This is a genomic window from Pseudoblastomonas aquimaris, assembly GCF_035481675.1.
Classification (GTDB): domain Bacteria; phylum Pseudomonadota; class Alphaproteobacteria; order Sphingomonadales; family Sphingomonadaceae; genus Alteriqipengyuania_B.
The window spans coordinates 166168-190774 of sequence record NZ_JAYJJW010000001.1; the positions used below are offsets into that span (position 1 = coordinate 166168).

The 24607-nt window shown below is 64.7% G+C and carries 20 protein-coding genes and 1 riboswitch; of the genes, 13 read left to right on the top strand and 7 right to left on the bottom strand.

Going from position 1 to position 24607, the window contains the following annotated elements; all coding sequences use genetic code 11:
• Positions 1–8: 8 nt before the first annotated feature.
• Positions 9–332 carry a hypothetical protein gene (locus tag VCJ71_RS00875; RefSeq protein ID WP_324638435.1) on the bottom strand — a complete coding sequence of 108 codons (324 nt, stop codon included), beginning with the start codon at positions 330–332 and terminating at the stop codon, positions 9–11.
• A gap of 159 nt (positions 333–491) precedes the next feature.
• Positions 492–1640 carry a cell wall hydrolase gene (locus VCJ71_RS00880; RefSeq protein ID WP_324638437.1) on the bottom strand — a complete coding sequence of 383 codons (1149 nt, stop codon included), beginning with the start codon at positions 1638–1640 and terminating at the stop codon, positions 492–494.
• A gap of 214 nt (positions 1641–1854) precedes the next feature.
• A riboswitch (cobalamin riboswitch) is annotated at positions 1855–2021 on the top strand.
• A 104-nt stretch (positions 2022–2125) separates the two neighbouring features.
• Here VCJ71_RS00880 and VCJ71_RS00885 point away from each other — a divergent pair.
• From VCJ71_RS00885 to VCJ71_RS00900, 4 genes are read left to right on the top strand one after another with little or no spacing between them, the layout of a single operon-like run.
• Positions 2126–4042, top strand: a complete 1917-nt coding sequence (locus VCJ71_RS00885) for a TonB-dependent receptor plug domain-containing protein (RefSeq protein WP_324638438.1) — start codon at positions 2126–2128, stop codon at positions 4040–4042.
• The gene (locus VCJ71_RS00890) at positions 4039–4833 is read left to right on the top strand and encodes an ABC transporter substrate-binding protein (RefSeq protein WP_324638439.1); all 795 of its coding nucleotides are present in this window, start codon (positions 4039–4041) and stop codon (positions 4831–4833) included. Before VCJ71_RS00885 ends, VCJ71_RS00890 begins: the two co-directional genes overlap by 4 nt.
• Positions 4830–5783, top strand: coding sequence for a FecCD family ABC transporter permease (locus VCJ71_RS00895; protein WP_324638440.1), 954 nt, complete (start codon positions 4830–4832; stop codon positions 5781–5783). The genes VCJ71_RS00890 and VCJ71_RS00895 overlap by 4 nt, the downstream gene beginning before the upstream one ends.
• Positions 5780–6535: an ABC transporter ATP-binding protein gene (locus tag VCJ71_RS00900; RefSeq protein ID WP_324638441.1), complete on the top strand. Its 756-nt coding sequence runs from the start codon at positions 5780–5782 to the stop codon at positions 6533–6535. The genes VCJ71_RS00895 and VCJ71_RS00900 overlap by 4 nt, the downstream gene beginning before the upstream one ends.
• On the opposite strand, the gene VCJ71_RS00905 is transcribed toward VCJ71_RS00900, so the two are convergent.
• Positions 6513–7343 (bottom strand): META domain-containing protein, encoded by an 831-nt coding sequence (locus tag VCJ71_RS00905; protein ID WP_324638442.1) that lies wholly within the window; start codon positions 7341–7343, stop codon positions 6513–6515. The genes VCJ71_RS00900 and VCJ71_RS00905 overlap by 23 nt on opposite strands.
• Before the next feature lie 64 nt (positions 7344–7407).
• Positions 7408–9621 carry a M3 family metallopeptidase gene (locus VCJ71_RS00910; RefSeq protein ID WP_324638443.1) on the bottom strand — a complete coding sequence of 738 codons (2214 nt, stop codon included), beginning with the start codon at positions 9619–9621 and terminating at the stop codon, positions 7408–7410.
• Between the two features lie 98 nt (positions 9622–9719).
• Here VCJ71_RS00910 and VCJ71_RS00915 point away from each other — a divergent pair, with 98 nt between their 5' ends.
• Positions 9720–10016, top strand: a complete 297-nt coding sequence (locus tag VCJ71_RS00915; protein WP_324638444.1) for a GCN5-related N-acetyltransferase — start codon at positions 9720–9722, stop codon at positions 10014–10016.
• Here the strand turns inward: VCJ71_RS00915 and VCJ71_RS00920 are convergent.
• Together VCJ71_RS00920 and VCJ71_RS00925 are read right to left on the bottom strand one after the other, a co-directional pair.
• Positions 9973–10668, bottom strand: coding sequence for a hypothetical protein (locus tag VCJ71_RS00920; protein WP_324638445.1), 696 nt, complete (start codon positions 10666–10668; stop codon positions 9973–9975). The two genes, VCJ71_RS00915 and VCJ71_RS00920, sit on opposite strands and share 44 nt — an antisense overlap.
• Positions 10646–11530 (bottom strand): lysozyme, encoded by an 885-nt coding sequence (locus VCJ71_RS00925; RefSeq protein ID WP_324638446.1) that lies wholly within the window; start codon positions 11528–11530, stop codon positions 10646–10648. Before VCJ71_RS00925 ends, VCJ71_RS00920 begins: the two co-directional genes overlap by 23 nt.
• A 140-nt stretch (positions 11531–11670) precedes the next feature.
• Between VCJ71_RS00925 and VCJ71_RS00930 the strand changes: the two genes are divergently transcribed.
• From VCJ71_RS00930 to VCJ71_RS00940, 3 genes are all read left to right on the top strand, one after another.
• Complete coding sequence (locus VCJ71_RS00930) at positions 11671–13020, top strand: surface lipoprotein assembly modifier (RefSeq protein ID WP_324638447.1); 1350 nt, start codon at positions 11671–11673, stop codon at positions 13018–13020.
• Between the two features lie 223 nt (positions 13021–13243).
• Positions 13244–15619: a transferrin-binding protein-like solute binding protein gene (locus VCJ71_RS00935; protein ID WP_324638448.1), complete on the top strand. Its 2376-nt coding sequence runs from the start codon at positions 13244–13246 to the stop codon at positions 15617–15619.
• A gap of 142 nt (positions 15620–15761) precedes the next feature.
• Entirely contained in the window at positions 15762–18371 is a 2610-nt protein-coding gene (locus VCJ71_RS00940) for a transferrin-binding protein-like solute binding protein (protein ID WP_324638449.1), read from the top strand.
• A 30-nt stretch (positions 18372–18401) separates the two neighbouring features.
• Here VCJ71_RS00940 and VCJ71_RS00945 read toward each other — a convergent pair whose 3' ends face one another.
• Positions 18402–18929, bottom strand: coding sequence for a hypothetical protein (locus tag VCJ71_RS00945; RefSeq protein ID WP_324638450.1), 528 nt, complete (start codon positions 18927–18929; stop codon positions 18402–18404).
• Positions 18930–19127: 198 nt separating this feature from the next.
• Here VCJ71_RS00945 and uvrA point away from each other — a divergent pair, with 198 nt between their 5' ends.
• The 5 genes from uvrA (at position 19128) to VCJ71_RS00970 (ending at position 24446) form a co-directional block, all read left to right on the top strand.
• Positions 19128–22088 carry an excinuclease ABC subunit UvrA gene (gene uvrA, locus VCJ71_RS00950; RefSeq protein WP_324638451.1) on the top strand — a complete coding sequence of 987 codons (2961 nt, stop codon included), beginning with the start codon at positions 19128–19130 and terminating at the stop codon, positions 22086–22088.
• Positions 22089–22145: 57 nt separating this feature from the next.
• Complete coding sequence (locus VCJ71_RS00955; RefSeq protein ID WP_324638452.1) at positions 22146–22427, top strand: hypothetical protein; 282 nt, start codon at positions 22146–22148, stop codon at positions 22425–22427.
• A 34-nt stretch (positions 22428–22461) separates the two neighbouring features.
• Complete coding sequence (locus tag VCJ71_RS00960) at positions 22462–22734, top strand: hypothetical protein (protein ID WP_324638453.1); 273 nt, start codon at positions 22462–22464, stop codon at positions 22732–22734.
• Positions 22735–22914: 180 nt separating this feature from the next.
• Entirely contained in the window at positions 22915–23631 is a 717-nt protein-coding gene (locus VCJ71_RS00965) for a hypothetical protein (protein WP_324638454.1), read from the top strand.
• A complete protein-coding gene (locus VCJ71_RS00970) occupies positions 23628–24446 on the top strand; it encodes a DUF5677 domain-containing protein (protein ID WP_324638455.1) in 819 nt (272 codons plus the stop codon). Before VCJ71_RS00965 ends, VCJ71_RS00970 begins: the two co-directional genes overlap by 4 nt.
• Positions 24447–24607: the final 161 nt, after the last annotated feature.

Below are 24607 nucleotides of genomic sequence, written 5' to 3' on the forward strand. Positions count from 1 at the left end.
CCCGGTATTCAGGCGTCGGCGGCCTCCGCGCCGTCGATGCCGGCGGCGCAATCGCGTGCCATGCGGCGGTCGAGCTGGCGACAGATGCCAAGCCACCAGTCGTACGCCTCGCGGTCGCCGGCGAAGAATGCCTCCTCCGCGCGCCCCTTGGCATGGCGCGCTGCGGCGATTCCGTGCTGCGCGAAATGGCGCAATGCCTCGTAGACGAGCTTGTCGTTCCGGTCCGCCGAAGGGTTGTCGTTGGCGGGGCGGGACAGGCGCACCGCACATACGCGGCGGACCACCGGGTGGGTGGAGGCGGCAGTGGTGGCGGCGGCGAAACGGATGGTCATGGGACGGGTGCGATCCTGGTCAATCGGGCGCTTCGCCACAGTGGCTGCGCCCGGGTATGAAGATGCCCTAGGCGCAGCCCTGCTAAGGCTTTGTGTGACGCTATGGTTATGAAAGTGTCACTGCGCGGTTTTCGCTCCGCGCGAAGAATAGCGCGGCAGTCAGTCGCCCGATTTCGGACGGTCGAGCCACTGGCCGGAATTGGCGTATTCCGGCTTCACCTCGCCCGAGCCGGGCAGCTTGTCGGCGCGGAACAGCGCATCGCCGCCGCGTTCCTCCACCGCGCGCGAGTATTGCGGCGGCGGCGTATTGGCGACGGCGCGGCCTGCAGCGCCCGCGCCGGTTGCGGGGGGAGTGGACGCGCCCGGCCCTGCGGCGGGTTTCGCCGAGTCCGCGCTCTCGTAAGCCTTGGCGATGGCCAGCGGATCGGTCGTCAGGCTGTCGTCGATGGAAGCGCGGGCGCGGGGCGATGCGGAAGGCTCGTACCCCGCATAGGCGAAGCGGAAGGCGCCCGGCTGGCCCGCGCCGCCCTTGAAGGCGTAGAATCGGTGCGCGCCGATGGTGCCGAGGTGGTGCAAGCTGGGCGCCCAGTAGGGATAGATCGCGGTCGTGTGGTAATGGGTCGCAAGGCCGACGGGGCGGTAGACTGCGCCGGCCAGCGCGGAGCGGGCGACCGCCTGCGCACGGGCCCAGAACACGCGCGACGGGGTGCGCCGCAAGCTGCCGTCGCAGGTGAAGCTGAACTGGCACCCGGTGCGCCGCTCGCTGCCCTGGAAGACCACGCCGCACACGCTGTTGGGATAGGACCGGTGCGCCACGCGGTTGAGCACCACCTGCGCCACCGCGCGCTGGCCCGCATCGGCCTCGCTCGCGGCTTCGTAATAGATCGCCATCGTCATGCACTTGAGCGCGCGGGCCGAGGTATCGCCGCCGCCGAGCGCGACGAGCGGTGCAGCCACGGCGCCCACGCCGGGGATCTCGCTCGTCTCGGTTTCCACCAGCACGCCTTCGGCATTGGCGGTGGAGGCGACTTGCGTGAAATCCGCATCGGACGGCGCGACGTAGCCTTCGTCCTCGAGGTAATAGAACGCCGAACCGGGGAAATTCTCGCCCGCCGTTTCGAACGGCATCGGAGCGATTTCCGCCGGTACGTCCCTGGCCGCGTTCCACTCCCGCTCGGCCGCCATGGCGGGCAGGGCGAGCGCCGCGGCAAGCAGCGCGATCCGCCGTCCGCGCATCGGCTTGTCCGCCTTCTGCGCCGCCCGCGCTTCCTTGCGCTGCCGGCGCGCGGTCGCCAGCCGTGCGGACATCGCGGGTGTCATGGCAAGGGTGGGGACGGAATGGATCAAGCGGGCTCCGGTTGCGGCGTGGGGCGCGCCTCGGCGCGTAGCGTGCGCAGCCGGGTTTCGCAGCCGCCCCGCATCGCCCGTCCCTTAACGGCACGCCGCCCAGCAAATCGTTAACGCGCGGGTAGGAGCGGTCAGGCGTCGCTGGGCCTTGCCTCGCCGCGGCGGCGGGCGTAGGGGCGCGGGCAGCGTTACAGGTCAAGGGAAGTGAGGCGAGAAACCTCCGCTGCCCCCGCAACTGTGACCGGATGGATCGCCGCCACGATGCCACTGCGACAAGCGGGAAGGCGGCGGCGATCGACGATCCGGTCGAGCCAGGAGACCTGCCTGCAACGCGTCGTTCGGCTGCGGGCGGGGTGTACCGACAGCGAAGGGAACCGCGCGCGTAAATTGGCGCTGCGGCGATCTTTCATGAGCGGCAGGTGTGTCGTGATTGAAAGGGAAGAACCTTGCGTAAATACCTGTTTTTGTTCGGCGCTGCGGCGCTTGTCCCCGGCGTGGCCCACGCGCAGGAGCGCGACCGCGAAGTCGAGTTCTGCTATCCCCCCGGTCCCGATGGCGTCCAGTTGCTTGCCGGCTGCGCGTACGAAAACCTGATCGTTGTTCCGGGGAACTTGCCCGATGAGACGGGCCGCGGCGTCACCGTCCTCGACCGCGAGGCTATCGAGCAGGTGCAGGGCGCCGACATCGTCCGCGTGCTTGAGCGCGCCCCTGCCACCACTTTCAGCCGCAACGGGGGACCCGGCAGCTTCACCGGGGTGCGCGTGCGCGGGGCGGAGGCGGAGCAGCTGCTGGTGCTGGTCGACGGCATCCGCGCCGCCGATACCGCCAGCCCGGGCGGGGGCTTCGATTTCGGCAACCTGCTGTCCGGCAATCTCGAGCGGATCGAGCTGCTTCGCGGATCCAACTCGACGATCTGGGGCAGCGATGCGATTGCCGGCGTCCTTGCCGCACGGAGCGTGGGGGGCGATTTCACGCGCATGAGCGCCGAAGTCGGCAGCCGCGAAAGCCTGTACGTCACCGGATCGGCGGGCTTCGATGCCGGGCCATACCGCGCCGCGCTCTATTCGGGCCTTGCGCGCAGCGAAAGCTTCTCCTCCGCCGCAACGGGCACCGAGGCCGACGGGTTCGATCAGGTGACCGCCGGCGCAAACGCCTCGCTCGATCTTACCCGTAATTTAAGCGCCATAGGCTCGGTCCGCTACAGCCGCGGCGAACTGGAGATCGACGGTTTCCCGGCGCCCGACTTCACGCTGGCGGACACGGACGAGACGCAGGAAACGCGGCAGGTCTTCGCCCGCGCCGGGCTGGTCTATGACGACGACCGCCTGCGGATCGTGCCGAGCTACCAGGTCGCCGATACAGAGCGCGCCAATTTCGATCCCGCTTTCGGCACCGATCCGACATACACCACCGACGGCACCAGCGAGCGCGCCGAACTGCGCGGGCGCTGGGGAGCGACCGATGCGATGACACTTCATTTCGGCGGCGAACTGGAATGGCGGCGCTTCTCCACTCTGTTCGACGACGAGCAGCGTGACGATACGCGCGCCGCCTATATCCAAGCGGAATACCGCGCCTCCGGTTTCGAACTGGCCGCCGGCGCGCGCGTGGACGATCACAGCGTCTTCGGGAGCGAAGTCAGTTTCGGCGGGGACCTGACCTACGCAATCAGGAGAGGGCTGCGGTTGCGGGCCTCTTTCGGCGAAGGGTTCAAGACGCCGACGCTGTTCCAGCTGTTCAGCGATTTCGGCAATCGTGCGCTGCAGCCGGAGCGCAGCCGCAGCTACGACGCGGGAATCGTCTTCTCCGACCTCGGGACGGTCGATCTCGGCCTCACCGTCTTCCGCCGCGACACCGAGAACCAGATCGAATTCGCGAGCTGCTTCGGCTCCAGCGACCCGATCTGCACCGACCGGCCGTTCGGCACCTACGACAACATCGGCGTGGCGCGGGCGCAGGGGATCGAACTGGAGGCATCCTACGAGCCGGTCGAGGGGCTGCGCCTGCAAGGCGTCTATGCCTATATCGATACCGAAAACCGCACGCCCGGCGCGGCGAATGCGGGCAATGTCCTTGCCCGCCGGCCGCAGCATGCCGCGACCTTGGTGGCGGATTACCGCCTGCCGTTCGGGCTGGAGCTGGGCGCGGACTGGCGCATTGTGAGCGAAAGCTTCGACGATGCGGCCAATGCGGTGCCGCTGGCAGGCTATGACATCGTCACCCTGCGCGCCGCGATGCCGCTGTATGAGGGCGTCGATCTGTTCGGCCGGGTCGAGAACGTGTTCGATACCGACTACCAGACCGCCGCCGGCTACAATTCGACCCCGCGCGGCGTGTTCGTGGGCATCCGGGGAGAGCTTTGAAGCGGCTCGCCGCCCTCGGCCTGCTGGCGCTCGCGGCGTGCGGGCGGGGCGAGGCTGCGGACGATGGCGAGGCGCTGCGCATCGTCAGCCTCAATCCCTGCACCGATGCGATCCTTGCCGAAATCGCGCCCCAAACACTCGTCGCCGTCTCGCACTACAGCCTCGATCCGCGCGCCTCGTCGATGGACGTCGCCGACGCGCGGCGGTTCGGCGCGACATCGGGCACGGTGGAGGAAATCCTCGCGCTGGAGCCGGATATCGTCGTCGCCTCGACCTTCATCGCGCCCTCCACGGCGGGTGCGCTGGAGCGGCTGGGCATCCGGGTCGAGCGGGTCGGAATTGCTTCGACGGCAGAGGAAAGCGCCGCGCAAGTCCGCGATCTGGCACGGCTGGCAGGGGCTATGGAGCAGGGCGAGAGACTGGCCGCGCGGATGCTGGAGCATGAGGGTGCCACCGGCAATCGCCCCACCGCGCTGCTGTGGCAACAGGGCGGTATCGTGGCCGGCGGGCAGTCGCTCGTCGCGGAGCAGCTGGAGCGCGCCGGTTTTGCCAACCATGCGGCGATGCGCGGTCTGGGGCAGGGCGCTTACCTCCCGATAGAGCGCGTGCTGGCCGATCCGCCCGACGTGATCATTGCCGCAGGCGGGGAGCGGGCGCTAAACCACCCTGCGCTGAAAGCGCTGCCCGATGTTCATTACGCCTCGCTCGACCCCGCGCTGCTCTATTGCGGCGGGCCCACGGTGCCGCGGCTGGCAGCACGGCTGGCCGCGATCCGGGCAGAGCTGCCGTGAGCCGAGCCAACCTCGTGCTGCTGGCCCTGCTGGCCATTGCCCTGCCGCTGTCGCTGCTTGCCGGGCGGGTCTGGATCGACCCGGCGACAACGCCCAACGCAGCCGTCATCCTGATGGAGCTGCGCCTGCCGCGCGGCCTCCTCGCCATCGTGGTCGGAGCTGGGCTGGGCGCGGCAGGCGCGGCGATGCAGGGATATTTGCGCAACCCGCTTGCCGATCCCGGCCTGTTCGGCATCGCGCCGGGCGCTGCCCTTGGCGCGGTGGCGAGCTTCTGGTTCGGTTATGCAGCAAGCGGCTGGCTGCTGCCGATATTCGCGCTGGCGGGCGCGGGCGGAGCCATGGCGCTGCTCGCCCTGATCGCGGGGCGCACCGGCGGCATCGCGCTGTTCACGCTTGCCGGGCTGATGATCGCGAGCCTCGCGGGGGCGCTCACCAGCCTTGCCATCAGCCTTGCCCCCAACGCCTTTGCGATGAGCGAGATCGTGACCTGGCTGATGGGCGCGCTGACCGACCGGGGGTGGGACGACGTGTGGCTCGCCGCGCCGCTGGTCGCGCTGGGCATCGCCTTCCTCGCTCTGGCGGGGCGAAGCCTCGACGCGCTCACGCTGGGAGATGCGGCTGCGCGCAGCCTCGGCACGCAGCCGGGCCGCTTGCTCGCGCTGCTGGTGCTCGGCGTAGGTCTCACCGTGGGGGCGGGCGTGGCGGTGGCGGGGATCATCGGCTTCGTCGGGCTGATCGTGCCGCACCTAGTGCGCCCGCTGACCGATCGCCGCCCCTCGCAACTGATCCTGCCGAGCGCGCTCGCGGGCGCGTTGCTGGTACTTGTGGCGGACAGCATCTGCCGCGTGCTGCCGCTGGTGACCGAACTGCGCCTCGGCATCGCGCTCAGCCTGATCGGCGCGCCGTTCTTCCTCGGCCTGCTGCTGCGGATGAGGAGGGGGCTGGCGTGACGCTGGGTACGACGGACCTTACGATAGGGCAGCGCCTCCGCGATGTCTCCGCCATGGTGGAGCCGGGCCGGATCACCGCGATTTGCGGGCCCAACGGCGCGGGCAAGTCCACGCTGCTGTCTGCATTGGCCGGACTGCTGGCGCCTGACAGCGGGACGGTGTCGCTGGACGGCGAAAGCCTCGCCGCCCTCCACCCGCGCGAGCGGGCGAAGCGGATCGGCTACCTGCCGCAAGATGGCGAGGTCGCCTGGGACGTCGCAGTGAAAAGCCTCGTCGCGCTGGGGCGGCTGCCGCACCGCGATCCCCAGAGCGACCGGGGAGAAACTGCCATCGCCCGCGCCATCGGCGCGCTCGACCTCGAAGCTTTCGCGGACCGGCCCGTCACCAAGCTGTCGGGCGGAGAAAAGGCGCGGGTGCTGCTCGCCCGGGTGCTGGCGGGGGAGCCCGACTGGATCCTCGCCGACGAACCGCTCGCCGCGCTCGACCTTGCCCACCAGCTGACCTTGCTCCGCCACCTGAAGGCAGAGGCCGACAGCGGCGCAGGCGTGGTGATCGTCCTCCACGATCTCGCGCTGGCGATGAACCACGCCGACCGCGTGCTGATGCTGGACGCAGGCCGCCTCGTCGCCGATGGACCTCCCGGCGACGCCCTGTCCGCCGAAACGATCCGGCAGGTCTGGCAAGTGCCTGCGCGCTGGATCGGCGATCCGGGCGCGCGGGCGCTGGTGGTCAGTCCACCCGACGAAGGGTGAAGTTGTTCTCGCCTGCGGTCATCAGCATCTGCCCGCCGGCGAGCTTTTCGAAACGGGGCGAGGCGCGCATGGCGTCCAGCATACGCGCTTCCCCGTCCACCCATTCGCCGCGCTCGGAAAATTCGGGACAGGTCGGCTCGGGTGAAGGAGTGCTGGTGGCGATGGCCGCATCGTCGAAGCTGACGGCGACGGTGTAACCGGGACACGGCGAGAAGCTCAGCGCATCCGCGCCGATGGTCAGGATGGCGCCTTCGTCGATTGCGAAGCCGCGCATGCCCCGCTCGTTGACGATGGCCGTCTGGATCGGATGCCAGCGCCCGGCCAGCTGCTCGATCGTCGGCACGAAGGCGAGGCGGCGCTGCTCGGGGCGTTCCAGGACCAGCTCCTTGCCAGCCTTCGACAGCACCAGCTGACCATCTTCGCCGCGCGAAACTTTCGCGCCGTTCTTCATGAAGAGGAAGAACTCGGTCTCCAGCTCGTCGAGGTTCTCGCAATACATCGCGGTGGATTCGATTGATTGGTCGTCCGGCCCCCGAAGCGTGCCGTCCGGACCCAAGGTCGTTTCGCTGCCCGACCAGTTGCAGCCGAGCCGGTAGCCGGTCCCTTCCGGTCCGAAGGTGACGAAAGCCGTGCGGGACGCGCTTTCGCCGATGCGGAATTCCGGCTGCCAGTCGCCGAAGCGGACCACGTCCCATTCGCCCGCGATGTCTTCGGCGCTCAGCGTGGCGTTGTCATCGGCGGGCTGTCCGTTGCCGCATGCGGCCAGCAGCACGAAGGGCGAGAGAACAGCAAGCAGGCGGGGCGTCATGACGTGGCGAAGTCCGTAGTATTCAACTTCGCGCCGCCATGCGCCCCGCCGCTTGTCGGGAATCTCAACCGCCCGTTTCGTCGGACCCGTCGGCTTCCGCATCCGCGCTGGACCCGTCGAGGCCCTTGGCGGACAGCAGCGCGTCGATCTTAGGATCGCGGCCGCGGAAGTCGCGGTACATCTGGAACAGTTCTTTCGTCCCGCCCTGGCTCAGCACCGTGGCGCGGTAGTGGTCGCCGTTTGCGCGAGTGAGGCCGCCATTCTCGCGGAACCACTGGCGGCTGTCGTGGTCCAGCATTCCGGTCCACAGATAGGCGTAGTAGCCAGCCGAATAGCCGCCGGCGAAGATGTGCCGGAAATAGCTGGAGCGATAGCGCGGCGGGACGAGGTCGGTCTCGAGGCCGAGCTCTGCCAACGCCTGCGCCTCGTAGGCATCGACTTCGGCCGGCGTGTCGATTGCGGCGGCCTCGGCTGCCGAGAGCGAATGCCATTTCATGTCGAGCAGGGCGGCGGTCACGGTTTCCCCGTAGCTGTAGCCCTGGTTGAACTTGCTCGCCGCCTCGATCTTGTCGATCAGGTCCTGCGGGATCGTCTCGCCCGTCTGGTAGTGCTTGGCGTAGTTCTGCAGCACTTCGGGCCAGGTCGCCCACATCTCGTGCACCTGGCTGGGATATTCCACGAAATCGCGTGCCACCGCCGTGCCGGACAGGCTGGCATAGCGCTGGTTGGCGAACAGGCCGTGTACCGCGTGGCCGAATTCGTGGAACATGGTGATGACGTTGTCGAAGGATGCCAGTGCGGGTTCGCCATCGGCCGGCGGGGCGATGTTGAGCACGTTGTAGATGACCGGCTTGGTGCCTGCCATTTTCGACTGTTCGACGAAGTTGCTCATCCACGCACCGCCGCGCTTGTTGTCGCGCTGGAACGGGTCGAAGTAGAACAGGCCGAGCTCGCTGCCGTCGGCATCGTACACGGTATAGACGCTCACCGTGGGGTGGTAGACCGGGATATCGCTGCGCTTCTTGAAGGTGATGCCGTAGAGCTTTTCGGCCATGAAGAAGACGCCGTCTTCCAGCACGCGATCGACTTCGAAATAGGGCTTCACCGCCTCTTCATCGAGGTCGTAGCGTTCCTTGCGGACCATTTCGGCGTAATAGTCCCAGTCCCACGGGCGGACGGTGAAGTCGCCGCCGTCGGCGCGGATGGCCTGGTTCAGCACGCCCGCCTCGCGCCGCTGCGTGGCGGCGAGGGCAGGGGTCAGCTGGCCCATGAAATCGAGCGCGGTCTGCGGCTCCTTCGCCATGTTGTCGTACATCTGGTAGCTCGCCCAGTTGGGCAGGCCGAAGATCTCCGCCTTGCGCGCCCGCAGCGCCGCCTGCTCCGCCAGGTTTGCACGCGTGTCGGTGCTGCCGCCGCGGTCGGTCCGGCGATAGGAGTTGGTGAACAGCTGCTGGCGCGTGGCGCGCACGTCCAGCGCCGGCATGGACGGCTGCTGCGTGGTGTTCTGCAGCGGGATGACATAGCCCGAAACGCCGCGATCGCGCGCTGCGGCGCGGGCGCTCTCGATCTCTCCGGCGGACAGGCCGGCTAGGGCGGAGGCGTCGGCCACCACCAGCGCCTGGTCCTTGGTCGCCTGCGTCAGCTTCTGGCTGAAGTCGGTGCTGAGTTCGGACAGGCGGGTGTTGATCTGCTTGATTTCCGCCTTCTGCCCTTCGTCCAGCAGCGCGCCGGCGTGGACCATCTGTTCGTAGGTTTCTTCCAGCAGCACCGCGTCTTCGGGCGTCATGCTCATCGCGGCGCGGTTGTCATAGACCGCCTTCACCCGCGCGAATAGCACGGGGTCGAGGCTGATGTCGCCGTAATGCGCGGCCAGCTTCGGGCTGATCTCCGCATCGATGGCATCGAGCGTATCGTTGGTGTTGGCCCCCACGACGGCATAGAACACGCCGAGCACGCGGTTCAGCATCTGGCCGCTTTCTTCCAGCGCCACGATGGTGTTGGCAAAGCTGGGCGCGGCGGGGTTGGCCTTGATCGCTTCGATCTCCGCCTTGTGGATGGCGAGGCCCTGTTCGATCGCGGGCTTGTAGTCGCTGTCGCGGATCTTGCTGAAATCGGGAGCGTGGAACGGCAGTTCGCTGGGCTGCGCGAAGATGCCGGTGCCTTCGGGAATGGCGGTGGCCATCACCGGGTCGCCAGTGGCTTCAAGCGGCTCGGTCATGGCGGCGCATCCGGCAAGAAGGGAGGTCGCGGCGATGCCCGCAAGCAGGTGGGATTTCATGGAGTTCCTTTCGGGAGACAATCTCGATCATCGGCGGCGGTTGAACCGCACATTCGTTGCATTTGCAACCGTCATGGCACCTGCCGCGTTAGGCTGGCATGAACCGCACCGATCTGGAGGCGCGCTGGCTTGCGCTGACCCGCGATGATATGCCGGCCGCGGCCGACGCGCGCGGCTGGCCCGTGCGGTTCGACCATTGCTTCCAGCGCATCCTGCTGGACCACGCGGCAGGCGGGCCGTGGCGCGAATCGATTGCCGCGCCCGCCTATCGCAACGCCACCGACGCGCAGCTGGAGGCGGCGGTGCAACTGGGTGAGGAAGCGTTGTCGGGCGAGGCCGACCTGGCTGCGCTTAACCGCCGGTCGCTCGCGTGGCGGGGGAAGCTGCGGGACTAGCGGCAGCTTCGGCTGCGGCTAGCTGCATCGCTTCGGCCAGCGCCTGGTGGTTGATCGTGACGATGCGCGGCGGGCCCGCTTCCTGCTCCACCGCCAGCCACACCGAGCCCAGATGGAAATCGCCGCCTTGTCCGGCGGTTACGGACATTTCCTGCAAGTCGATCTCGGCCAGCGCATCCAGCACTTCGCTGTCGAACACGGTATTGAATAACACGTCGAGCGCGCTTGCATCGGCAAGTTCGCGGCGATTGCCGTCGGCATCGATATAGAGCAGCGGCAGGCGGACCTGCTCCATCATCGCCTTGCGGTCGCGCGACAGGGCAGCCTTGCGGATATCGGCGATGGCCCGTTCGAACTCGCTCGCCGTGGTGCCGGTCGCGCACGAAATCGCGCCGCCGGTCGCGGCATCGAAGCGGCGGTCGAAATCCCGGTCGGGGTTTTGCTGCTTTTCCCAGATCAGCAGCAGGCAATCCGCGTCACCTGCCTTGGCCAGCAGGGTCTTTGTACCCGCCTCGCGCTTGTCGTTTTTCGGTACAGGCGCTGCCTTTGAATCGGCCTGTTGCGACTCGGCCCGCTCTTCCGCCAGTCCGCATCCGGCCAGCGCCAGGGCGCACAGAAGAGCCGCCCCGCTACGCTTCGCGCGGGTCGGCATAATCGGCATCCACGAAGATGTTTGCGCGCCTGTCACTGCGGTGTTCGAGACCCTTGTACTTGGTTCCGCCCGCATTGGCATAATCGAGCTGGTCGGCAATCGCTTCGTAATCCCCGGCGTCGATCGCCGCATTCAGCTGTGGGCTTTTCGCATCGGAAACGTTTCCGACGCCCACATTATAGACGAGATCGACGAGAGCGTCGAATTCATGCTGGTAGAACTTGGTTGTCCCGGCGAGCTTACGCGCGCCTTCCTCGGCAATACGGATGTCCTTGTCGAGAAAAGCAAGCGCCTGTTCCTTGGTGATGGTGTCGCCCACCCGTAGTCCGTCGGCTGGCGTCACAAGATGGCCTACGCCGACGGTCGGATAGCCCGCAACGTCGCGATAAACCGTGTAGCGGACGCCTTCTTCTTCGAGCAGCGCTTCCTTCAGCGCCTCGCTGGCGGTCAGGCGATCGGCTGTCTTGCGAATGTTTTCGGCTTCCTGGACCATTTCGGCCGTCACGGGCGCCTGATTGTTATGCGCGAAGTCGACCGGCAACGACCCGGCCGCGACGGACAATGCGCCAGCGGCGAGCAGGAGCGAGCCTTTGCTCATCCGGGCATCGCTCTTGGTGCGTTTCTTCTGCGGGTCGAACCGTCGCAAAATGGCCGACGGCTCGTCACGAATGCGGCGCAACGCAACCTTCAAAGTCTCGCGCTTGGTCCGCTGACGCTTCGCCGCTGCACGGCCATGCGCGCTGTGGGCGGCATGGTCGGCGGCTAGTCGTCGGGCATCCTGCGAGGTCATATAAAGGGGTCGTCTCCGTAAAAATTTTTTCTTTTCGGGGTTTTGGCCTCCACACTTGGAATGTGGGTGCAACTGCCCCTGTCTTACCTAACCAACGGACAGGCTCGCCATCGTGTCCACGGTTCGGCGTGTCTCGCACTCGTTTCGTGGCTTGGAAGGTCCCGACGGGCGTGATAATTGCTTCCCGGTCATTCCGCTTGGGTCGAGCTTCCATGAAATCCACATCGTTCCGCCGGCTTTGGGTCGGGCCATTGCTCGCCTGCGCCGCTTTGCCCGTTTCCGTCACCGCACAGGAAACCGCCCCTCAAGCGCAGGAAAGTGTGCAGGTGACTGCCGCGCAGCTGTTCGAGTTCGCAGAGCAGGCCAAGGCGCAGGGCGACTTTGCCACTGCTGCCACGGCTTATGAGGCGCTGGCGAACGATCCCGACCAGTCGATCCGCAGCGAGGCGCGGTTCCGCCACGCAATCATGCTGGCCGACCGGCAGGGGCGCTATGCCGATGCCGCGGTGCTGTTCCGCCGTATCGTGGACGACGAGCCCGACCAGGCGCGCGTCCGGCTGGAACTGGCGCGGATGCAGGCGATGCTGGGCAACCGGGACGAGGCCGCGCGCGAACTGCGCGCCGTGCAGACCGCCGACCTGCCACCGCAAGTCGCGCGGCAGGTGCGCTTCTACCAGCAGGCGCTGAGCGGGCGGAAACCCTTCGGCGCGAGCATCGAGCTGGCGCTGGCGCCCGACAGCAACATCAACCGCGCGACCCAGTCCGACACGCTCGGCACGATCATCGGCGATTTCGACCTTAGCGAGGATGCGCAGGAAACCAGCGGCATCGGCCTGTCGGCGCGCGCCCAGACCTATGGCCGGATCGGCCTGCGCGACGATACGGACTTGCTGCTGCGGCTGAGCGGCAGTGGCAGGGCTTATGAAAAGAGCCAGTTCAACGATTATTCGCTGGCGCTGCAGGCGGGGCCGGAGATGGTGCTGGGCAAGACGTGGCGGGTCGACCTCGCCGCGCTGGGCGGGCTGCGCTGGTTCGGCGGCGATCTCTATTCGCGCACGCTCGGCGTGACCTCCACGGTGACCCACGCCGTCGATCCGCGCACCCAGCTGCGGCTGCAAGGCAGCGCCACGCAGGAAGACGACCGCCTCAACGATTTGCGCGATGCGCGCCGGGCGCAGCTGACGCTCGGCCTCGACCGCGCGTTTTCGCAGCGCAGCGGGGGCGGCGTGCGCCTGTCGGGCGACCGGCGCATGGCGAACGATCCGGGCTACTCCACCGCCAGCGGCGGGATCGACCTTTACGCCTTCCGCGAGATCGGCCGAACTACGGCGGTCGTGCGCGGCGGGTACGAGCGGTTGGAGGCGGACCGCCGGCTGTTCCTCTACCCCGAGCGGCGCAAAGACGACCGCTTCGATGTCAGCCTGTCCGGCACCTTCCGCGCCCTGACTTTCGAAGGTCTCGCGCCCCTGTTGCGGGTCTCTTACGAGCGAAACTTGTCAACGGTGGAGATATACGATTATCAACGGATTGCGGCGGAGATCGGGATCACCGCTGCATTCTGAGATCTGGTTTCGCAGAACCAATGGGGGTCGTACAATGAATCGTGTTCGCTTCGCCGCGCAGGCATCGCTTTGCGCCGTGTCCCTTGCCTTGGCCGCGTGTGGCGGCGGTGGCGGCGGTGTGGGAAGCACCCCGCGTCCGCCGGCCCCTGCGCCATCGCCGAGCCCGAGCCCTTCGCCGACTCCGAGCCCCTCCCCTGCGCCGACGCCTGCACCCGGAACCGGCGTGAACAACACGCTCGACGGTGAATTGCAGAGCGAAAGCTTCGCTAATCTTGCCAGCCGTGCGACCTTGGAAGCCAACGGATCCGCTGGAAACGGTACAATTCAGGAAGGCGTGGTCGCCCAGATCGTCTATAACGCCGACAGCAAGAGCTACACTCTGACTACGCCGAGCGGCACACGCACCTTCGCCGAGAGCGACATCGACGCATCTCTGTCGAACGGCAGCGTCACCGTTTATGTGCAGACCTCGGGCGATACCACGAATTCGCTAACGCTTACCCGTGCAGACGCAGGCGGCGTCAATTTCACTTATGTCGGTTCAGCCTTCTGGCAGCAGACTACGCAAAACAGCACGTCCGGCAGCGGGGCGGTGGATTCCATCATCTACGGTGTAAAGACGCCGGATAACGGCGTTCCGACGACGGGTCAGGGCAGTTACGCCCTGACCGCCTATGGTGCGATGACCACCGGGCCTAATATTTTTCCAATCGGCGGTACGGGCGAAGCACGCATCGATTTCGAAAGCGGAAAGATTTTTCTGATCGGTGAGATGATCATTACCGATGGCGATCCCGGTCGCGACCTTATGACTTTTTCCGGCGATGGAGCACTGGCCTCCGACGGCAACAGATTTTCCGGCAGTTTCACCCTTACCGATTTCCAGACGTATGAGGGCTCTTTTGCGGGCATGTTCTTTGGTCCGGCCGCGGAAGAAATTGGCGCGACATGGGCTGCGCAGGACAGTGTCGGTAATGTCGCAACCGGCACGCTCATGGGGCGGGCGGGAGCGGCCTCGGCCAACGACAGCTTCCGTCCCGACGACGGCGGGCCTAGGCTGGAAAACAGCGAATTGTTCGTCGTGCAGGATGTCGCAGTGCGTTTCGACGCGGCGCAGGCCCCCGGACAGAGCAACTCCACCGAAAGTATTTCGTCGGTCGCGATCGATGAAGGTCAACTTTCGATCTTCTTTGATGCCGTCACGAATACTTACCAGCTGTCTCGCGCAGGGGGTCCGGAAGACAGGTTCGACGCTTTCGGCAATTCGATCCTCGGCATGCCGATGGGGTTCAGCAACTGGGAATTGCTGACAGGCCGTACATATGTGGCGAGCAGCGCGTGGCGATATTCCAATCCCGAAATCGATCCGGACTATCTCTATTCCTATGCTGTATTCGGCTTCCCCACGGCGAACGCCGATACACCGCGAACTGGTGAGGCGGCCTATGGCCTGACGTTCGACGGTCGGGTGGTCGACCCCGATTATGCGAATCCGTTTCTGATCCAAGGAACCGGCGCGCTGAGGGCCTCATTCGTGTCCGGCGCGCTAGATCTGTCCGGTAGCTTGCGGTTTGGCGAGGACTATTTCCTTTCAGGCCGTGCCGGCGACAGCTTCACCGGCGTCCTAAGCGGGACCGGATCGATCTCGTCCACTGCTAACAGCTTTTCCGGCACTTTCGATTTTGGTGGCATCGGCAATTATTCAGGCGATTTCTCCGGTATGTTCTACGGCCCGGCGGCAGAGGAAGTCGGTGGGACGTTTGCTGCGCGTGATGAGAACGGCGCGGCGACAGGAACGTTCACCGGTGTTCAGGACGACACAATCACGGATTCCAGTCGCACGCTTGCGGGGGCTACCGAACCGACCGACCTGACCGGCTACTCGATCTATTCAGGCATTTATGTCGATCTGGTCGAGGTAACCTACGATCCGGCGACAGGAGGTTACGCCTTCACGATAGACCCATCGGCAAGCGAACCGATGAAGTTCGCGTTCGACGATGGCGACATCGATGTGGCGTCGAGCACCTCTTCGCGCAACTTTTATGAAACGGGCGGCAACCCGGGCGCATCGGGCTTCATTGCTGTATTGGGCGAAAGCAATCCCGAAATCCAACTCAGTTATCTCACCTTCGGCAGGGTTGCGCCGCGGGATGACACTGGTACACTCAGGGAATATTTCACGGTCTTCGGACTGGAAACGCCCTCCAGCACCCTGCCGCGGGCGGGCAATGCGACATATTCGGGGATCGTTGTGGCCGAAGGCACGAATGCCAATACGGGCTACACCGGCACGGTGAGCGGCATCTCCGAGATCGCGGCCGATTTCGGTGCGGGCACGATGACCTTGTGGCTCAGCCTGGTGCAGGACGATGCTGGTTCGACCGCCATCGGCGATTTCCTGTTCAATGGCCAGATTGCAAACAATGGATTTGGTGGCTCGGTCGACAGCGATGCTTCAAACGGTGCAATCGGCCAGATGCGGGGCGCTTTCTTTGGTGCGGATGCCAACGAGTATGGCGCCGTGTTCGATGTGCTGAACGACGAAGCGGCCGGTCGTTCGAAATACTCCGGCGTGGCTGTCGGCAAGAAGGACTGAAGTCTCGGCGCGGCGGCGGGGGAGTACTCCGCCGCCGCGACTGCATTTTCTCTATTCCCGACTCGTTTGCAGCGTAGTATTTGCAAGTCGTCGCCCGTGTCGATGGGACGTTGCGGTGTCGACTTGGGGATTCGCTTACAACATGTCCAAGTATCGTCTGGCCGCGCAGGCCTCGATCTGCGCCGTAACCATGGTCCTGTCCGCTTGCGGCGGTGGTGGTGGGGGCGTGGGCAGCACGCCGCGCCCGCCCGCCCCGGCTCCTTCGCCTAGCCCCAGTCCTTCACCGAGTCCGTCGCCGAGTCCTTCACCGACCCCGGCGCCAACGCCCGCACCGACACCTTCGCCGACACCTTCGCCCACACCGACCGCGACGAGCCTGGACGGCCTCAACCAGTCGATCAGTTTCCAGGGCACCGCGCGCAGCGGGGTGGGGACCTATCCCAAGTCCGGCGCGACACCGAGCTTTGCCCTGCGCCAGGGTGCCGCCAGCCTCGCCTTCAACGCGGCAAGCGGATCGTGGACGATCACCGCAGACGGCAAGACACTGACCTTCACCTCCGCCGATTTCGATGCGAGCCAGAGCAGCTCCTCGATCGCGACCTACCGCAAGGCGGGCGGCACCACGACCGACTTCCTCAGCATCACGCGCGACGGGCAGAGCGGCAATTTCACCTATAAATACGTCGGCAGCGCCTTCTGGCAGCGGATCGTCGACGGTACGAACAGCGTGGAAGGCAGTTTCGACGCTTTCGTCTTCGGCTTCCCCACCGCCAACACGGCGATCCCCACCGGCGGTGCGTTCTACGACATCACCGTTACCGGCGCGCTCGGCCTGCAGGACAACCTCTACGGCTACACCGGCGAAGGCGAGATGATCGTCGACTTCGGCAGCGGCGGCCTGTTCTTCGATGCCTTCATCCCGGACACCGCAAACGGCCCGGCCACCTTGCAAGGCAGTGGCCGGATCACCAGCGGCGTGAACGAATTCTTCGGCACGCTCGCCCTGATTTCCACCGAGACCTACACCGGCACTTTCAGCGGCCAGTTCTTCGGGCCGAATGCGCAGGAAGTGGGCGCGACCTATCAGGCGCAGCTGCCGCGTGACGGCACCATCACGGTCGGCACGATCATGGGCCGTTCCACCGGGGCGGGCGGTGGCAACACCAGCTTCGCGGCGCTCAACAGCGGCCAGTTCTGGAACGGCGAGGCGCGGTACGTCGAGTTCGACGCCAACGGAAAGACCGGGCCCGCCACCATCACCGGCAGCGGAGAGGCGAATTTCCGCGTCGGCTACACCACGCAACAGGGCGGACTCTACCAGTTCTTCCGCCCACAGCGCACGGTCGCAAAGTTCATGGCGGAAGATAGCGGGCCGCAAACTCTTTTGGATGCTTACGCCGGCAGCTGGCAGTCGGACATCCCGCAGGGCTGGTTGCAGTACGGCTACATGGATTACCTCTCGCCCGGGCGGTGGGTCTACAAGGACGGCGACAACTACCGCTTCGACGAATTCATCTTCGGTTTCGAAACCAATCCCGCCAATCTGCCGACCGGTGAGGCGGGCTACCGCGTAAATCTCGGCGGAACGGCCTTCCTGAGTGGCCAGACCCCGTTCGCGCTGACCGGACAGGGCTCCATCGCGGTGAATTTCGCCACCGGCATTCTGACCGGCAGCGGGGCGATCCGCGATTACGATGCCTTCGAGACCATCGGCACCTGGAACGGCAACGCCGCAATCGGTTCGGGCACCAGCGATTTCGCAGGCGCATGGAACGTGGCGGGCGAAAACGGCGCGCCCGATTTCACCGGCGATTGGTCGGGCGGGTTCTTCGGCCCGGCGGCCGACGAGGTGGGTGCGACTTACAGCGCCAGCGCAACCGACGGTTCGCGCCTTGTCGGCGTGGTCTATGGTGATCGCGACGACACCGTGATTGCCGCAGGAACGCCGCTGGCGGACGTGACGGCCACCACGACGTACGATCTCTCGCCCACCGCCACGCAGGAAGATCGCGGCGGCGATTACTCCTATTCGCGGGGCTGGACGCTCGTCACCTACGACCCGGACACCGACTCCTACCAGATTTCCAAGGATCCCAACGCCGGCAATTTCGGTTACGAACCGATGGACGTGTCCTTCGCCGGCACCGACAGGGTGGCTGCGGAAAGCGACGACCGCTTCGTCGTCTATCGCAAGGGCGACGACGAGCTGAAGGTCCTCAATTTCCGCAGCGACAACCCGGTCATCGATCTCACTTACGTCACGTTCGGCGAAGTCACGCAGAAGACGACCGATTTCCGCGGCGAATTGCTCACCAACCGCTACTGGTCGGTCTGGGGCGACCGCACGCTGGCGGACAATCGCCCGCGTTCGGGCTCGGCCAGCTATAGCGGCATCGTGACCGGTGGCGGCTATGTCCAGGGCTATTCGGACGATGCGAAAATCGACGGCACGCTCGCCATGACGGTGAACTTCGGCGACGTGTCGTTCATCGCGGCCATGGGCCTCGTCGCCAGCGACCGCGACGGTACGCTCGCATCGCTTTCGCTGGGCAATTTCGACTTCGAAGGCAGCCTGTTCAATTCGCAGTTCAGCGGATCGCGCAACGCCTCGCCCTATTCCTACTCGATCGACGGCTGGTTCTTCGGCCCGGCGGCGAATGAGGTGGGCGGCGCTTTCGACATCCGCCGCGACAATGCCACGGACGTGCCCGGCCTCGACATCAACGGCGTATTCGTGGGCAAGCGGAACTAAGCTGCGCCCCGCGTCCGGCTGGCCTTCGGGTCAGTCGCAGCGGACGTAGTTGCGGACCGGATCGGTGCGGGAATGGCGGTAGCGGACGGCGCTATCGCCCTCCAGCGCCAGGTAGATGACCTGCGGCGTGCGCTGGTCGCCATAGGTGTCGAGATAATCGATGGCGATGGAATTGCCGTCCACCTCCACGTCCTGCACCGGGCCGCCGTTCTCGAAATATTGCACGCGGTCGGCCGCCACATCCACATTCTGGAACGTGGGCTGGTAGTCGTAGTCTTCGGCGCAGGCCTGTCGGTCGGGCGCGAAGGTGCCGCGGAAGCGGGTGGGGACGGTGGCGACCATGTCGGTCTTTCCGGCATCGACCGCCTCCGGCCTGTCCAACACACTCTCGGTCTTGGCAGGCGGGCCCTCGTTACCCGGATCGCCCTTGGCAACCCGGGTGTCATCGGCGGCGATGCTGTCGCCATCCCCGTCCGTGGCCGGAGCTTGGTCGCCCGAGCATGCGGCGGCAAGAGCGAGGGCAGCGATGACGGCAATGCTGGGTAGGGGGCGTCCCATAGTGCCAAAACCGGGGCCAGCATCGTCGGTTCCACACTATGGCGGCGCAATCTTAGCGCTCGTGAAGCGAGGATGCTCCGCCCCCAAGTTGTTTTTCCCGTCCGAAATCCCACATGTCCGGAACGCCTTTCGCGCTGGTCCGCTCATCGGGCAGGGCCGCGCTTGACACACTCGAACATAACCGGAACATAGCCACATATGGCACTTACCAAGATCTCCGTGCGGGGCGCCCGCGAGCATAACCTCAAGGGCGTCGACATCGACTTGCCGCGCGATGCGCTGATCGTGATCACCGGGCTGTCGGGTTCGGGCAAGAGCTCGCTCGCCTTCGACACGATCTATGCCGAAGGTCAGCGGCGCTATGTCGAGAGCCTGTCCGCCTATGCGCGCCAGTTCCTGGAGATGATGCAGAAGCCCGATGTCGAGCATATCGACGGGCTTTCGCCGGCCATCAGCATCGAGCAGAAGACCACCAGCCGCAATCCGCGCTCGACCGTGGCGACCGTCACCGAGATCTACGATTACATGCGCCTGCTTTGGGCGCGGGTGGGCGTGCCTTACTCGCCTGCCACGGGCGAACCGATCGAGGCGCAGACCGTCTCCAACATGGTCGACCGGGTGATGGCGTTGCCCGAAGGCACGCGGCTCTACCTGCTCGCCCCGGTCGTGCGCGGGCGCAAGGGCGAATACCGGCGCGAGCTGGCCGAATGGCAGAAGGCCGGCTTCACGCGTGTGAGGATCGACGGCGAGTTCTACGCCATCGAGGAAGCGCCGGCGCTCGACAAGAAGTTCAAGCACGACATCGAAGTCGTGGTCGACCGGCTGGCGGTGAAAAAGGGTCTGGAGACGCGCCTTGCCGACAGTTTCGAAACCGCGCTGAAGCTGGCCGAAGGGCTGGCCTATGTCGATCTGGCTGACGGCGTCGTGCCGGGGCGCGAGGGCGAGGAAGCATCCGGAGGCGCGATGAAAGGCGCGGGCTTGCCCGCGAACCGCATCGTCTTTTCCGAGAAATTCGCCTGCCCGGTCAGTGGCTTCACCATCGAGGAGGTCGAGCCGCGCCTGTTCTCGTTCAACGCGCCGCAAGGGGCCTGCCCCACCTGCGACGGGATCGGCGAGAAGCAGCTGTTCGACCCCCAGCTGGTCGTGCCGAACGAGATGCTGACGCTGAAGAAAGGCGCGGTCGTGCCGTGGGCGAAGAGCAATCCGCCGTCGCCCTATTACATGCAGGTGCTCGGCAGCCTGGCGAAGGAATACGGCTTCGACCTCACCACGCCGTGGCAGGACCTCGACCCGGACCATCGCGACGTCATCCTCCACGGCACGAAGGGCAAGCGGGTGCCCCTCACCTTCAAGGACGGGCGCAAGCAGTACACGGTCAACAAGCCGTTCGAAGGCGTGATCGGCAATCTCAACCGCCGCATGCTGCAGACCGAGAGCGCGTGGATGCGCGAGGAGCTGTCGAAGTACCAGACCGCGCAGCCGTGCGAGACTTGCGGCGGCAAGCGCCTCAATGAAAAGGCGCTGTCGGTGAAGATCCCGGGGCATTCCGGCGTCACCGACATCGCCACGCCCACGAAGATGAGCGTTGCGGACGCGAAGGCGTGGTTCCTCGGCCTGGAGGCGCATCTGACCGACCAGCAGCAGCAGATCGCCCGCGCGATCCTGAAGGAGATCAACGAGCGGCTGGGCTTTCTCGACAATGTCGGGCTCGACTACCTCAACCTCGACCGGACCAGCGGCACGCTGTCCGGCGGGGAGAGCCAGCGCATCCGCCTCGCCAGCCAGATCGGCAGCGGGCTCAGCGGCGTGCTCTACGTGCTCGACGAGCCGAGCATCGGCCTCCACCAGCGCGACAACGACCGGCTGCTGGAGACGCTGAAGCGCCTGCGCGACCTCGGCAACACGGTGATCGTGGTGGAGCATGACGAGGACGCCATCCGCACTGCCGACCATGTGGTCGACCTCGGCCCCGGCGCGGGCGTGCGCGGGGGCGAGGTGGTGGCGCAGGGCACGCTGAAGCAAGTGCTCCGCTCGAAGAAGAGCCTGACCGCAGACTACCTCACCGGGCGGCGGGAGATCGCCATCCCGGCCACCCGCCGCAAGGGCAACGGCCACAGCCTCACCGTCCACGGCGCGCGGGCGAACAACCTGAAGGACGTGACCGCCTCCATCCCGCTCGGCACCTTCACCTGCGTCACGGGCGTGTCGGGCAGCGGCAAGTCGAGCTTCACCATCGACACGCTCTACGCGTCGGCCGCGCGCACGCTCAACAACGCGCGGGTCATCGCGGGCGCGCACGACAAGGTCACCGGCCTCGAATATTGCGACAAGGTGATCGAGATCGACCAGTCGCCCATCGGCCGCACGCCCCGCAGCAACCCGGCGACCTACACCGGCGCCTTCACCCAGATCCGCGACTGGTTCGCCGGCCTGCCGGAAAGCCGGGCGCGCGGGTACAAGCCCGGCCGCTTCAGCTTCAACGTCAAGGGCGGCCGGTGCGAGGCGTGCCAGGGCGACGGGCTGATCAAGATCGAGATGCACTTCCTGCCCGACGTCTACGTCACGTGCGAGGAATGCGGCGGCAAGCGCTACAACCGCGAAACGCTGGAGGTGAAGTTCAAGGGCCTCAGCATCGCCGACGTGCTCGACATGACGATCGAGGATGCGGAGGGCTTCTTCAAGGCCGTGCCCCCCATCCGCGACAAGATGCACATGCTGAACGAGGTCGGCCTCGGCTATGTCAAGGTGGGCCAGCAGGCGACCACGCTGTCGGGCGGGGAGGCGCAGCGGGTGAAGCTGGCGAAAGAGCTGTCGAAGCGCAGCACCGGGCAGACGCTCTACATCCTCGACGAGCCGACCACGGGCCTGCATTTCGAGGATGTCCGCAAGCTCCTCGAAGTGCTGCAGCGGCTGGTCGACCAGGGCAATTCCGTGGTGGTGATCGAACACAACCTCGACGTGATCAAGGTGGCCGACCACATCCTCGACCTCGGCCCCGACGGCGGCGTGCGCGGCGGCGAGATCGTGGCGCAAGGCACGCCGGAGCAGGTGGCAAAGGTGAAGGGCAGCTACACCGGCCAGTACCTCGCGCCGATGCTGGAGCGATCCCCTGCGAAAGCAACGGCCTCGGGCCGCAAGGCGAAGGAGGCGGCGGAGTAACTTCGCCTCAACCGTTCCGCCTTATGTCGCTTGCCGACCGTTACAGGGGGAACGCACATGAAGACGATTATCGCAGGCGCCGCATGCGTCCTGTCGCTGGGGCTGGCCGCATGCAGCGGCGGCGCGCCGCTGGGCGAAACCAAGGAAGAAAAGCTCGCCCGCATGTCCAGGGTGTGCGTGGAGCGCCTGACCGATGGCGGCGTGCAGGACCTTGAGGCGATGAAAGTGTGCGATTGCATGATCGACCGCTCGAAAGGCTGGATCGAGAAAAACCCGGACGCGGACTATTCGCAGGAAGTCCACGAGCGGCTCGTCAAGCAATGCGTGATCTGGAGCTGACCCGGGCCGCGCCGCCGCGGGAAGGGCGCGCGCCGTGAAGCTCTGGATGATTTGGCTGATCGCCACCGCGTTCATGGTGCTGAACGCGCTCTACGAAGCGCAGCGCTCGCCGGAGCAAAAGCTGAATTCCATGCTGCTGGCCTGCGAGGCCCAAAACAAGGATGCGGGCGGCAGCGCCGTATCCGCCAGCCGCACCTGCCGCTGCGCCGAGAAAGACGGCAAGGACTGGCTCTCCCGCCACGAGGGCGAAGCCCTGCCGCAGGAACGCTGGGATGCGTATGTGCGGTGGTGCGGGGGGAGCCGCTGAGACTGCCGGCCACAGTTAAGGCCTCGGCCCCGGAGTCAGCGACGGCGCGCAGCTCCACTGCGGCGTGCGCGACGGCGAGATTTTGGCAGAGGGCACGCGTGAGGCAGTGGCTATTGTGGGTGCGATCTGCACGGCGTAGTATTTGGGGCTGATATAGGCTCGGACGCGAGAGGCTGCGGAATGACTACGGATAATGCGCGAGATCGTTCTCTGCCAAAATACAAGATTCTCGACGGTCATAAGAGAACAAAAAAGAAACTGATCCCCCCGATAGTGGGCATCCCACAAACGAATTTCGTGAGTACGATCGATACCATTGTCCCCGAGATCATTTGGATTGGCATTCTTCTAGATCACTACGGCACACGAGATGGGATAAACATCGCCGCAAAGTTCATGCAATCACTTTGGGAAATCGACAAAAAGATCAACTGGTACCGATTTTCTGAGATTTGCAACAATTCCAGCATGGTCGCGGAGGCGATAGACGACGAAGTTCTGCGTGAAGTTGAGCTGCCATTCTACATCTTTTCACAAGTGTATCCGTGGCCCGATGTGAAATGGGCTAGCGGCGTCGAGACTCTGGAAGAGGCTCAAGTACGAGTTGAGCAAACCGTTCAAAATTACTCAAACCGTTTTGAGCAGCCCTATTTGACCATTTTATCGGTCGTAATTTACGCGATGGGGCTGTCAGATAAAATGAAGTTCGCTCACGAAACTTTGCCAAACATCGAGGCTATTGTGAACGACTGGGGCACTGATGAGGCGGAGATGGCTTCGTGCAGTATTCGCGCAATGTCATTGGCTTTTTTTCCAATGGATATGACAGATCAAAGCCTGGATTGGTGTAAGTGTTTTTGGCGCACAAATTATCAAATTAGCGGTTGCGTTTTATGACCTCTTCCAGTGAAGCCGTAGCAACGTTTGCAAGATCAATATGTCAGAATGCAACAGACAACCTGTTTGAACGGACAGACAATTTTCGTTTTGGCGACGGGTTTGAAACAACAACCAACTCCGTGTTTTCTGCACTGTTAGCAAGGCAAACTTCCCTTTCATTAGGATTAGCCGAAAGCCCCTTCACTTGGAGCGGGCATATTGCACCTTTAATCTTGAGGTCGATGATTGATCTTCTGATCACCTACCGGTGGATTGCGCTCGAACCCCAATCACGAGCAGCGGAATACGTGAATTACGGACTTGGCAGCGAGAAGCTCCTGACCGCACATTATCAATCAGCACTGGAAGAAGGCGGTGAAGACGAGAGCGTTAGGAGAATTGCAGAAGCAAACTTAGCTTGGATTGAGGGTCAACAGTTCCAGATGTTTGTGGAGGTGAATTTAGGGTCTTGGACCGGTAAATCGATACGCCAAATGTGTGTCGAAACCGGCGATGAAGATCTGTACAAATTTTCATATACTCCATTTAGCGCTGCGGTTCACAACATGTGGAACCACGTCGGCAAGTGGAACGCCAAAACCTGTACAAACCCTATGCACAAACAACACTCGATCGGTGTGATTCACGAAGCTTGGCCGATTGTAGACTTTGTGTTTCGTGCCTGTAAGTACCTCGATTTGACCCTCCAAGAATTTGATCACTTCTACGAATATGAAGGTAAAGCGATTTCACCTACGGATTGCTTCAATGAGCATATCGAAGCGCTATCTGATGCTTGGAATGGAGATGAAACACACAACGACGTGAGCTAAGACTCTTCAAGACTGGCAGCAAGGGTTGTTTAAAGTGCTAGCAAAGGATTGAGTTAACCAATCTGTCCTCGGCATACCGGCAAAAATGCGTCGACCCGATTATTCGGGGCGCGTTGCTTTCGAGTTGCGCTAGTCCAACAAGGGGTTAGGTGCGCTTCGCC